Below are 11596 nucleotides of genomic sequence, written 5' to 3' on the forward strand. Positions count from 1 at the left end.
ACTCCTACAGGGTGTACGTCAAGCCCATGTAGGAGCTGCCGCAGGCTGCGATCTTTTCGGGATCACCGCAAATTACGGTGCCGGGTTCGGGTGATCCTTGTGAATCGCCTCAATCCCCTCCAGCACTTCGTCGGAAAGCTTCAGATCAAAACTGGCAATGTTGCTCTCCAGTTGCTCCATCGTCGTCGCGCCGATGATGTTGCTGGTGACGAACGGTTGCTGCGTCACGAATGCCAGCGCCATCTGCGCCGGATCCAGACCGTGTTCACGTGCCAGTGCCACATAACGGCTGCAGGCTGCTTCCGATTGTGGATTGAAATAGCGGCTGAAGCGGCTGTAGAGGCTCAGGCGGCCTTTCGGTGGGCGTGCGCCACCTTCGTACTTACCCGACAGGAAACCGAACGCCAGCGGCGAATAGGCGAGCAGGCCGCATTGTTCACGGATCGCGATTTCCGCCAGGCCGACTTCGAAACTGCGGTTGAGCAGGTTGTACGGGTTCTGGATCGATACCGCGCGCGGCCAGCCACGGGCTTCGGCCAGGGCGAGGAAGCGCATGGTGCCCCACGGCGTTTCATTGGACAGGCCGATGTGGCGAATCTTGCCGGCTTTCACCTGTTCGTCCAGTGCTTCGAGGGTGTCCTCCAGCGGCGTGAGGTTGGCTTCGATCTTGTGCTTGTAGCCGAGCTGACCGAAGAAGTTGGTGCTGCGCTCTGGCCAGTGCAATTGGTACAAGTCGATGTAATCGGTTTGCAGGCGCTTGAGGCTGGCATCCACTGCTTCGGTGATGTGCTGGCGGTTATGTCGCAGGTTTTTGTCGCGGATGTAGTCGATGGTGTTGCCGGGGCCGGCGATTTTGCTGGCCAGGATCCAGTCGGCGCGATCGCCACGACTTTTGAAGTAATTGCCAATGTAGCGTTCGGTGGAGGCGTAGGTTTCGGCCTTGGGCGGCACCGGGTACATCTCGGCGGTGTCGATGAAATTGATCCCGGCGCTTTTGGCCCGTTCAATCTGGGCGAAGGCTTCAGCCTCGCTGTTTTGCTCGCCCCAGGTCATGGTTCCGAGGCAGATGGCACTCACATTCAGATTGGTTCGGCCTAGCTGTCGATAGTCCATCGGATGCTCCTTGGGCAAAACAATCATAAAAGCAGGTTGAATTATTTTTCGCAATCTGCATAATTGCGCACCTCTTTCTGCAGTGGAAGTGATGCGCCGCCGCCGAAGAATCTTGCCGTTGAACGGACGCGCCGACCCGAGCCCCCGAAAGCGTCTGTATCCGGCTGCCTTTGACTTGTCAAAGTACGCACTATTCAGTAAGATCCGCCGTCTAATTTACAGGGCGGCCCCTGAGGCTATAAAGAATGAAAACTTTTACTGCTAAACCGGAAACAGTACAGCGCGACTGGTTTGTCGTCGACGCTGCAGGTCAGACCCTGGGTCGTCTGGCCACCGAAATCGCGAGCCGTCTGCGTGGCAAGCATAAAGCTGAGTACACTCCTCACGTTGACACCGGCGATTACATCGTCGTTATCAATGCCGAGCAGATTCGTGTAACCGGTGCTAAAACCACCGATAAAATCTACTACTCCCACTCCGGTTTCCCGGGCGGCATCAAGTCGATCAACTTTGAAAAGCTGATCGCTAAAGCCCCTGAGCGCGTGATCGAGACCGCGGTCAAAGGCATGCTGCCTAAGAACCCGCTGGGTCGCGACATGTATCGTAAGCTGAAAGTCTATGCGGGCGCTGTACACCCTCATACTGCTCAGCAGCCCCAAGAACTGAAGTTTTAACGGAATAGTTCATTATGTCGGCGACTCAAAATTACGGCACTGGCCGTCGCAAGACCGCAACCGCACGCGTTTTCCTGCGTCCGGGCACTGGTAACATCTCCATCAACAACCGCACCCTGGAAAATTTCTTCGGCCGCGAAACTGCCCGCATGGTAGTTCGTCAGCCGCTGGAATTGACTGAGACTGTCGAGAAATTCGACATCTACGTCACCGTGATCGGTGGTGGTGTAAGTGGTCAAGCTGGCGCAATCCGCCACGGTATCACTCGCGCACTGATGCAGTACGACGAAACCCTGCGTGGCGCTCTGCGCAAAGCTGGCTTCGTTACTCGCGATGCTCGTGAAGTTGAACGTAAGAAAGTTGGTCTGCGTAAAGCGCGTAAGCGTCCGCAGTACTCGAAGCGTTAATTCGCTTTCGCGTTCAAAAAGAACGCCCAGTTTCCTCTCGGAGCTGGGCGTTTTTTTATGGGCGCGATTTATTAAAGAATTGCGCTGTGACAACTTGCCACAGCCGTAGAGCCCCTATACTGCAAGGCTTGGCAGTGGAGCCCTTCGGTAATTACCTTGTCAGAATTGGGGCTTTTCATTACCATTCGGCAAAATTTTTATAAGTTCAGATTTTTACTTAGTAGATGCCTGATTTAACAGGCCACAAAGCTGATGGGAGAGGACTGAATGAGCAATGACGGCGTGAATGCAGGCCGGCGTCGCTTCTTGGTAGCAGCCACATCCGTGGTGGGTGCTGCAGGAGCGGTGGGGGCTGCGGTCCCGTTCGTGGGGTCATGGTTTCCCAGTGCCAAGGCGAAAGCCGCAGGTGCACCGGTGAAAGTGAATGTCAGCAAAATCGAGCCAGGTCAGCAAATGATTGCTGAGTGGCGCGGTCAGCCGGTGTTCATTGTCCGCCGTACCGCGGAAATCCTGGGGAATCTGAAGAAGATCGAGGGCCAGCTGTCTGACCCTACCTCCAAGAACTCGACACAACCGACTTATGTCGACCCGGAAACACGTTCGATCAAGCCAGAAGTTCTGCTGCTGATCGGCATCTGCACGCACCTGGGTTGCTCGCCGACTTTCCGCCCTGAAGTGGCACCTGCGGATCTGGGCAAAGACTGGGTGGGTGGTTATTTCTGCCCTTGCCACGGTTCCCACTACGATCTGGCTGGCCGCGTCTACAAGTCGCAACCTGCGCCTTTGAACCTGCCAGTTCCCCCGCATTCCTATGAGACCAATGACATCATTGTCATTGGCGTCGATACGGAGAAAGCGTGATGAGCAAGTTCATGGATTGGGTTGATGCGCGCTTTCCCGCGACCAAAATGTGGGAAGACCATCTCAGCAAGTACTACGCCCCGAAGAACTTCAACTTCTTCTATTTCTTTGGTTCCCTGGCGCTGCTCGTTCTGGTCAACCAGATCGTTACCGGTGTCTGGCTGACCATGAGCTACACCCCGTCGGCGGAAGAAGCCTTTGCTTCCGTCGAATACATCATGCGCGATGTCGAGTACGGCTCGATCCTGCGTCTGCTGCACTCCACCGGCGCTTCGGCGTTTTTCATCGTGGTTTATCTGCATATGTTCCGTGGCCTGCTGTACGGTTCGTACCAGAAACCGCGTGAGCTGGTGTGGGTCTTCGGCATGCTGATTTACCTGGCGCTGATGGCTGAAGCCTTCATGGGTTACCTGCTGCCGTGGGGCCAGATGTCCTACTGGGGTGCCCAGGTGATCATCTCGCTGTTCGGTGCGATTCCGGTTATCGGTAACGACCTGACCCAGTGGATCCGTGGTGACTACCTGATTTCCGGTATTACCCTGAACCGCTTCTTCGCCCTGCACGTCGTGGCCTTGCCGATCGTGATCCTCGGTCTGGTGGTGCTGCACGTTCTGGCGCTGCACGAAGTCGGCTCGAACAACCCGGACGGCGTGGACATCAAGAAACACAAAGACGAGAACGGCGTACCGCTGGACGGCATTGCCTTCCACCCGTACTACACCGTGAAAGATATCGTCGGCGTGGTGGTGTTCCTGTTCATCTTCTGCTCGATCGTGTTCTTCTTCCCGGAAATGGGCGGCTACTTCCTCGAGAAGCCGAACTTTGAAGTGGCGAACGCCTTCAAGACCCCAGAGCACATTGCTCCGGTCTGGTACTTCACCCCGTTCTACGCGATTCTGCGTGCGATTCCGGACAAGCTCATGGGCGTTGTTGCCATGGGTGCTTCGATCGCCATGCTGTTCGTCCTGCCCTGGCTCGACCGAAGTCCGGTCAAGTCCATGCGCTATAAGGGCTGGCTGAGCAAGATCTGGCTCTGGGTGTTCTGCATCTCCTTCGTGATTCTTGGCTGGTTGGGTGTCATGGCGCCTACCCCGGAACGTACGTTGCTGTCGCAGGTGTGTACCTTCCTGTACTTCGCCTACTTCATCCTGATGCCGTTCTACACCAGGCTCGAGAAGACCAAACCGGTTCCGGAAAGGGTGACTGGCTGATGAAAAAGCTATTTGCTGTATTGATTCTTGCTGCTTTGCCTGTGCTGTCCTTCGCGGCTGAACACGGTGGTCCTGAGCTGGAAAAGGTCGACATCGACGTTTCCGACAAGGCTGCACTGCAGGATGGCGCGCGTACATTCGCCAACTATTGCATGGGCTGCCATAGCGCCAAGTTCCAGCGTTATGAGCGGGTTGCCGATGATCTGGGCATTCCTCATGACCTGATGCTCTCGAAGCTGGTGTTCACCGGCGCCAAGATCGGCGACCACATGAGCATCGGCATGCAGCCGGCTGACGCCAAGACGTGGTTTGGTGCGGCACCGCCGGACCTGACCCTGGTCGCTCGCGTTCGTGGCACTGACTGGCTCTATGGCTACCTGCGTTCGTTCTATGAAGACCCGGCGCGCCCTTGGGGTGTGAACAACAAGGTCTTCCCGAACGTCGGGATGCCAAACGTTCTGGTCGGCCTGCAGGGTCGTCAGGTGGTAGGCTGTAAACAAGTTCAAATCGTCGAAGACGGCAAGAAGCAATTCGATCCGCTGACGGGTACGCCTCTGACTCATGAAGCGTGCGACCAGTTGACCGTTCTGCCGAAAACCGGCGCGCTGACTCAAGAGCAGTTCGACGAGAAGGTCAAGAATCTGGTGACCTTCCTGGCCTATTCGGCCAACCCGGTGAAGCTGCAGCATCAGCGCATCGGTACCTATGTGTTGCTGTACCTGGCGTTCTTCTTCGTATTCGCTTATTTGCTCAAGCGTGAATACTGGAAAGACGTCCATTGATAAAGCTGTAAGTAATTGCTGTTGATCGCGCGCGCCCAAGGGTGTCTCTGAAGGTGTAACGAGCCTGGTGTTCCAGGTGTTACGGGAGGCGCTCTCTGGGCGCGCGCGTTTTTCCGCTTCCGATAATTTCAACAAGCGAGGAGGACCGCCATGGGCGTGACCAATCGGTTGGCCTGTTACTCCGACCCCGCCGACCACTATTCCCACCGAGTGCGCATCGTACTTGCAGAGAAGGGTGTCAGCGCCGAGATCATTTACGTGGAAGCTGGTCGCCAGCCGCCTAAACTGATTGAAGTGAACCCTTACGGCAGCTTGCCCACCCTGGTCGATCGTGACCTGGCGTTGTGGGAGTCGACCGTGGTGATGGAATATCTGGATGAGCGTTACCCGCACCCGCCTTTACTGCCGGTTTATCCTGTGGCGCGTGCCAACAGCCGTCTGCTGATTCATCGTATTCAGCGTGACTGGTGTGGTCTGGTGGATCTGATCCTGGATTCGCGGACCAAGGAGGCAGCCCGTGTCGTGGCTCGTAAAGAGCTGCGCGAAAGCCTGACAGGCGTGTCGCCGTTGTTTGCCGACAAGCCGTTTTTCCTCAGCGAGGAACAAAGTCTGGTGGACTGCTGCCTATTGCCAATACTCTGGCGATTGCCGATTCTGGGTATAGAACTGCCGCGGCCTGCCAAGCCGCTGCTTGATTACATGGAGCGCTCGTTTGCGCGTGAGGCTTTCCAGGCGAGTCTGTCTGGTGTCGAACGCGATATGCGCTAAGGCTTAAGGAGCCGCTATGAACTCCAGTCGACCTTATCTGGTCCGCGCGCTCTATGAGTGGATTGTGGACAACGATTGCACCCCGCACATGCTGGTCAATTCCGAGTATCCGTCGGTGCAGGTGCCTCAGGGTTTTGCCAGTGACGGACAGATTGTCCTGAACGTATCACCGGCAGCCGTGCGTCATTTGCACATGGACAACGAAGCGGTCAGCTTCGAAGGGCGCTTCGGTGGCGTGCCGCACACCCTGTACGTGCCTATCGCATCGATCCTGGGCATCTACGCCCGGGAGAACGGTCAGGGCATGGTGTTCGATCTGGAATCGCCTATGGAAGACGAGGAAGAGATCGAGCCGGAAGATGACCTTCCGCCACCCGATAGTGAGCCGCCGCGTCCCAGCGGTCGACCGAGTTTGAAGGTGGTGAAGTAATAAAAAAGGCGATCCGAAAGGATCGCCTTTTTTATTACTTCACCACCTTCAAACTGTGTAGGAGCGAGCTTGCTCGCGAAGGACGTTAACGATAACGCGTTCTTCATGAATAAACGCGTTGCTCTCAAGTTCATCGCGAGCAAGCTCGCTCCTACAGGTGTCAGTCGATCAGGGATCAGTCGATGTATTCAAACAACTTCACAATCTTCTGCACGCCGGAAACGCCTTGCACCAGGTTGGTGGCTTGAGCGGCTTCCTGCTTGGTCAGCAGGCCCAGCAGGTAGACGATGCCGTTCTCGGTAACAACCTTGATGCGCGAGCCAGGGATGTTCGGGTCGGTGAGCATCTGGGTCTTGATCTTGGAGGTCAGCCAGTTGTCGTTCTGGCGGGCAAGGAAGCCGGAGGGTGGCAGCACCTGCAGTTCGTTGTGCACCGTCTTCACGCGCTGAACAGCGGCAGCGGCCTGTTCGGCCTTGGCCTTGAGGTCTGCGCTCGGGGTTTGGCCGGCGAGCAGCACGACGCCGTTGAAGCTGGTGACGACGATGTGGGAGTCCTTGTCCAGGGCCGGATCAGCCTTGGCGATGTTCACGCCGACCTTGGTATCGATCAGGGAGTCATCGATCTTGCTACCGAGGGTGCGCGTGCCACGGTCATCTTCAATCGGTGCTTCACGGCTGTAGTTAACCACCGAGGTGCAGCCGCTGATGCCGAGGCACAGTGTCAAGGCCAGAAGGCTTAGGCGATTAGGGGTCATTCTTCACTCCCGAACAGTTGGCTGTCGATCAAGTCGCAAAGGCAATGGATCGCCAGCAGGTGGACTTCTTGAATACGTGCGGTGACGTTGGCCGGTACGCGAATTTCGACATCCTCGGGCAATAGCAGCGATGCCATGCCGCCGCCATCGCGTCCCGTCAATGCTACGACAACCATTTCGCGATCATGTGCGGCCTGGATCGCTTGAATTATGTTTGCCGAGTTGCCGCTGGTAGAAATCGCCAGCAATACATCACCCGGCTGGCCAAGGGCGCGGATCTGTTTGGAGAAGATTTCGTTGTAGCTGTAGTCGTTGGCGATCGAGGTGATCGTCGAGCTGTCGGTGGTCAGCGCGATGGCTGGCAGGCTCGGGCGTTCACGTTCGAAACGGTTGAGCAGTTCGGACGAAAAATGCTGGGCATCACCGGCGGAGCCGCCGTTGCCGCAAGAGAGCATTTTGCCTTCGTTGAGCAGGGCGTTGACCATGACCTGGCTGGCTTGCTCGATGTGCGGTGCAAGTACTTCCATCGCCTGTTGCTTGGTGTCGATACTGGCCTGAAAAAGCTGGCGAATTCGGGATTGCATGTCCATCTGTGTGACCTTAATTAGCGCGGCTACTCGGCACAAGAATGTGCAGCCCGCAAAGCAAAGAGCAAAAGTGTTGGGTGAGAGTGTCCGGTTCGTGACGCGCGCGATCAACTGTCGAAGGCATTCTGCAACCAGTTCAACTGATCGAGGTTGCTGTCGATGGCAACCACGTCGAAACGGCAAGGGGAATTGGCCCAGCGCGACTCGCGTTGAAGAAAATACTGCGCGGCAAATATCAATTTCTGCTGTTTGCGCCCATCGATGCTATCGAGCGCGCCACCCCATTGAGTATTTTTTCTGTAGCGAACTTCAACGAATACTACTGTATCGCCATCAAGCATGACCAGATCAAGCTCGCCGCGTTTACACAACCAGTTCTGCGCCAGCAGGCGCAGTCCCTGTTGTTGAAGATGCTCGAGCGCATGGCGCTCGGCATCCTTGCCGCTTTGCTGGCGTGACCTGTCGGGCATTAGCGCGGGGTGTCCGGCAGACGTTGGACCTGTCCATTGACGAACTGTGCCCAAGGCAGCTGACGTACGACGCGCTGGTTCTGAGTCATCCCCAGGCTGCCCGACTCACCTTCGATGCGGCTGTCCGGCAGAGCCTTGAGTTGGCCCAGGCGCGGTGCCAGGCGATAGGCGTCGACGCCCATTGCATACAGGCGGCCCAGGCTACCCGCGGCTTGCGGCCATTGTGCGGTGACTTGTTTGCGCAGCGGATCATTGGCGTCCAGCAACCATGGGGTTTCGCAGAAGCGAATGCCGTTCATGTCGTTGTACTGGTTCACGTCGCCGCTGGCGCTGAATACGTGGGATGTGGCGTAAACCGGCACGTCACCTGCGTACTGGAAGTTCAGGGTTGGTTTGATCTGCTGGGCCTGTTGCGGGGTCGCAGCCAGGAAGATGAACTCGATGTCCTGGCGGCGCGAAGGCTGGGCAGCTATCTGCGAGCCGACGGTGCTTTGCAGGCTCTTGGCGCGGCCTTCGCTCTGGCGCAGCTGGAACATGTCAGCAATCTGCTGGGCCAGTTGAACCGGCTGATCGACACGTTCGGTAGCGACAATGCTGCCACCGTTGGCTTGCCAGTCCTGGCTGAACGCCCTGAGTACACGGTCGCCCCATTCGCCTTTCGGCACCATGATGGCGGCGCGGTGCAGGCCGTCGGCGCGAGCGCGACGGGATACTTCGCGGGCTTCGTCTTCGGCAGCAAGACCGAACTGGAACAGCTGGGCCGGACCTTGTTCGCCTTCGCTGTAATTAAGCGCCAGGGTGGTGATCGGCAGTTGCGGACGAGAGCTGAGCTGTTTGACCAGCGGCTTCTCCAGCGGGCCGACGACCAGTTGCACGCCGTCAGCCTGCGCCTTGCGATAGAACTCATCCATGGATGTCAGGTGCGAGCTGTCATAGAACTCGATGGCTGGTGGCTTCTGCCCGGCTTGTTGCGCCTGGTAGTGAGCGGCCATGAAACCTTCACGCAACGCTTTGCCGACCGACGCCAGCGGGCCGTCTTGCGGCAGGAGCAGGGCGATCTTGCCCAGGGGCTGGCTGGCCAGTTCCTTGAGCTTGGTCAGTGGCAGCGGCAACTGAATAGCGGCCGGGTGCTTGGGGTTCTGGGCACGCCAGTTATCGATCGCGGCTTGCTGCTGTTCCACAGTGCCGGCGGATTTCACTGCCAGCGCCAGGCCCATCCAGCCGCCGAGGTCATCGGTGGTGGTCGGATGCAATTGATCGGTGGGCAGCGATGCAATCAGGGTCCAGATTGCTTCGTGGTTCTTGTTGGCCGCTTCGCCGCTGAGCATCGGAGCGATAAAAATGCGTTCCCGCGCAGCTGCCAGGGTCTGGCCATCGGCTTCGAGCGCGCGTGCATGCACGGTGCCGGTCCGAACCTGTTGCTCGGCAGGCAGTTCGCTCAGGCGTTGCAGGCTTGGGTGGCTCAACGCAGTCAGCGCCGCTTTCGGTTGATTGCGGGTCAGGGCCAGTTCGGCCGCCAGGGTACTGGCAAAAACCTGCGGGCCAGGCTTGAGTTGTTCGATGGGCACTTGTTGCAGGATTTGCGCGGACTGGCCGGCATTACCCTGACGATAGGCCAGATCTGCTGCGCTCAGGCGCAACAGCGAGGCTTTTTCCGGATCTTTGCTTTGAGTGGCCTGCTCGAGCAGTTGCTCGATACTGGCATCCGGGGTCCGTGGAAGTTCGCCAAGGCTGGAGGAGGGCGAGCTGGCGCAAGCCGCTAGCAAGGCAGCGAGGCAGAGGGCAGTGAACAGCCGCAGGCAAGCGATCATGTAAGTGTTCCTGATACTCGATCAAATTAGCGTGGAATTGTACCCAAGCACTGGCCGGGGCGCGATGTTACTGGCGTGAATCGATCAATTTAGCTCGTGGAAATGTTGCAGTGCTGCACAAAAGGCTGAAAAACCGAGGATGGCTTGCACATATCGCAAACGTCGCTACGCGCTACAATGGCCGCTTTTACCGATCATGAGGTGTGCGCTTTGACTGCTCCAGGTGCTTTGAATTCCGCTGCTGGCTCGCTTTATGTGGTGGCGACGCCCATCGGCAACCTGGACGACATCAGTGCGCGTGCGCTGAAAATCCTGCGTGACGTCGCCCTGATTGCTGCCGAAGACACCCGTCACTCCCAGCGACTGATGCAGCATTTCGGTATTCCCACGCCGCTGGCAGCGTGCCATGAACACAATGAACGGGATGAAGGTAGTCGCTTTATCACCCGTCTGCTCGCCGGTGACGATGTGGCGTTGATCTCTGACGCCGGCACGCCGTTGATTTCCGATCCGGGCTATCACTTGGTGCGACAGGCCCGGGCTGCCGGAATCAATGTTGTGCCTGTGCCGGGTGCTTGTGCATTGATCGCAGCGTTGTCGGCGGCGGGTTTGCCCTCCGACCGGTTCATCTTTGAAGGCTTCTTGCCGGCCAAAGCGGTCGGGCGACGTGCTCGTCTCGAGTTGGTAAAGGAAGAGCCGCGCACGCTGATTTTCTACGAGGCTCCGCATCGGATCCTCGAATGCCTGCAAGACATGGAATTGGTATTCGGTGGCGAACGCCCGGCGTTGCTGGCGCGCGAACTGACCAAGACTTTCGAAACCCTCAAAGGTTTGCCACTGGCCGAGTTGCGTGAGTTCGTCGAGTCGGACAGCAATCAACAGCGGGGCGAGTGCGTGGTGTTGGTAGCGGGCTGGTCGGCTCCCGAGACTGAAGACGCCGTCAGTAGTGAAGCCATGCGCATCCTTAATCTGTTGCTCGAAGAGATGCCGCTCAAGCGTGCCGCAGCCTTGGCGGCCCAAATTACCGGCGAGCGTAAGAATGTTCTCTACCAGGTCGCGCTGGATAAACAGAAAGGCGAGTAAAACCCGACGCACCGGCAGGTCTAAAGGCGTTTAGCGCTTGTTCTTCGGTCGATCTGCCGTTAACCTTCGCGGCGGAGAGTCGATCGGACAGTCGCTGCCCTCTATGAAAATTAGGGGGGGGAGGAAAGTCCGGGCTCCATAGGGCGAAGTGCCAGGTAATGCCTGGGAGGCGTGAGCCTACGGAAAGTGCCACAGAAAATAACCGCCTAAGCGCTTCGGCGCCGGTAAGGGTGAAAAGGTGCGGTAAGAGCGCACCGCACGTCTGGCAACAGTTCGTGGCTAGGTAAACCCCACTTGGAGCAAGACCAAATAGGGTCCCAAGGCGTGGCCCGCGCTGGGACCGGGTAGGTTGCTAAAGATGTCCAGTGATGGCCATCGTAGACGAATGACTGTTCAAGACAGAACCCGGCTTACAGATCGACTCTCCACCTTTTTTCTCCCCCTGTTTGAAGCATTGAGCAGGGTGTTGGTAATGGCTATTTCCCTCCTTACAAAATCATCAGCAGAAGCACTTTCGTAATACCGAAAAAATCTTACTCTTAACAAACTACTTTAACTTCTGAACGCAGCCTTCTGTGCTGATTCAAGTTATTGGGCAGTTTAATCCGCCAGATTCTCGTTACCCCTCCCGATACGCTCCTAAAT

At 57.3% G+C, this 11596-nt stretch carries 13 protein-coding genes and 1 other RNA gene; 9 read left to right on the top strand and 5 right to left on the bottom strand.

From position 1 onward, the window contains the following. Positions 1-72: 72 nt before the first annotated feature. Positions 73-1113 (bottom strand): NADP(H)-dependent aldo-keto reductase, encoded by a 1041-nt coding sequence (locus JFU37_RS29105; protein WP_201120577.1) that lies wholly within the window; start codon positions 1111-1113, stop codon positions 73-75. 245 nt (positions 1114-1358) lie between these two features. Here JFU37_RS29105 and rplM point away from each other — a divergent pair, with 245 nt between their 5' ends. The 7 genes from rplM to JFU37_RS29140 all read left to right on the top strand — a co-directional run bounded on the left by rplM (position 1359) and on the right by JFU37_RS29140 (position 6246). Further along, positions 1359-1787 carry a 50S ribosomal protein L13 gene (gene rplM, locus JFU37_RS29110; RefSeq protein WP_007905295.1) on the top strand — a complete coding sequence of 143 codons (429 nt, stop codon included), beginning with the start codon at positions 1359-1361 and terminating at the stop codon, positions 1785-1787. A gap of 14 nt (positions 1788-1801) precedes the next feature. Then, a complete protein-coding gene (gene rpsI, locus JFU37_RS29115; protein ID WP_003216038.1) occupies positions 1802-2194 on the top strand; it encodes a 30S ribosomal protein S9 in 393 nt (130 codons plus the stop codon). A 267-nt stretch (positions 2195-2461) separates the two neighbouring features. Further along, entirely contained in the window at positions 2462-3055 is a 594-nt protein-coding gene (petA, locus tag JFU37_RS29120) for a ubiquinol-cytochrome c reductase iron-sulfur subunit (protein ID WP_201120578.1), read from the top strand. Further along, positions 3055-4266, top strand: a complete 1212-nt coding sequence (locus JFU37_RS29125) for a cytochrome b (RefSeq protein WP_201120579.1) — start codon at positions 3055-3057, stop codon at positions 4264-4266. Before petA ends, JFU37_RS29125 begins: the two co-directional genes overlap by 1 nt. Continuing rightward, the gene (locus JFU37_RS29130; RefSeq protein ID WP_201120580.1) at positions 4266-5048 is read left to right on the top strand and encodes a cytochrome c1; all 783 of its coding nucleotides are present in this window, start codon (positions 4266-4268) and stop codon (positions 5046-5048) included. The genes JFU37_RS29125 and JFU37_RS29130 overlap by 1 nt, the downstream gene beginning before the upstream one ends. A 150-nt stretch (positions 5049-5198) precedes the next feature. Continuing rightward, positions 5199-5816 carry a glutathione S-transferase N-terminal domain-containing protein gene (locus tag JFU37_RS29135; protein WP_007905304.1) on the top strand — a complete coding sequence of 206 codons (618 nt, stop codon included), beginning with the start codon at positions 5199-5201 and terminating at the stop codon, positions 5814-5816. 16 nt (positions 5817-5832) lie between these two features. Further along, the gene (locus JFU37_RS29140) at positions 5833-6246 is read left to right on the top strand and encodes a ClpXP protease specificity-enhancing factor (RefSeq protein ID WP_201120581.1); all 414 of its coding nucleotides are present in this window, start codon (positions 5833-5835) and stop codon (positions 6244-6246) included. A 175-nt stretch (positions 6247-6421) separates the two neighbouring features. On the opposite strand, the gene JFU37_RS29145 is transcribed toward JFU37_RS29140, so the two are convergent. The 4 genes from JFU37_RS29145 to JFU37_RS29160 all read right to left on the bottom strand — a co-directional run bounded on the left by JFU37_RS29145 (position 6422) and on the right by JFU37_RS29160 (position 9868). After that, a complete protein-coding gene (locus JFU37_RS29145) occupies positions 6422-7000 on the bottom strand; it encodes a BON domain-containing protein (protein ID WP_201120582.1) in 579 nt (192 codons plus the stop codon). Continuing rightward, complete coding sequence (locus tag JFU37_RS29150; RefSeq protein WP_201120583.1) at positions 6997-7590, bottom strand: phosphoheptose isomerase; 594 nt, start codon at positions 7588-7590, stop codon at positions 6997-6999. The genes JFU37_RS29145 and JFU37_RS29150 overlap by 4 nt, the downstream gene beginning before the upstream one ends. 104 nt (positions 7591-7694) lie before the next feature. Further along, positions 7695-8057, bottom strand: coding sequence for a YraN family protein (locus JFU37_RS29155; protein WP_201120584.1), 363 nt, complete (start codon positions 8055-8057; stop codon positions 7695-7697). Further along, complete coding sequence (locus JFU37_RS29160; protein WP_201120585.1) at positions 8057-9868, bottom strand: penicillin-binding protein activator; 1812 nt, start codon at positions 9866-9868, stop codon at positions 8057-8059. Before JFU37_RS29160 ends, JFU37_RS29155 begins: the two co-directional genes overlap by 1 nt. A gap of 177 nt (positions 9869-10045) precedes the next feature. On the opposite strand from JFU37_RS29160, the gene rsmI reads away from it, so the two are divergent. Both rsmI and rnpB read left to right on the top strand, forming a co-directional pair. Beyond that, positions 10046-10951: a 16S rRNA (cytidine(1402)-2'-O)-methyltransferase gene (gene rsmI, locus JFU37_RS29165; protein ID WP_201120586.1), complete on the top strand. Its 906-nt coding sequence runs from the start codon at positions 10046-10048 to the stop codon at positions 10949-10951. 75 nt (positions 10952-11026) lie between these two features. Then, an RNA gene (rnpB, locus tag JFU37_RS29170) (RNase P RNA component class A) lies at positions 11027-11380 on the top strand. The last annotated feature ends 216 nt before the right edge of the window (positions 11381-11596 follow it).

Origin of the sequence: Pseudomonas sp. TH41 (assembly GCF_016650695.1) — a bacterium.
GTDB lineage: Bacteria > Pseudomonadota > Gammaproteobacteria > Pseudomonadales > Pseudomonadaceae > Aquipseudomonas.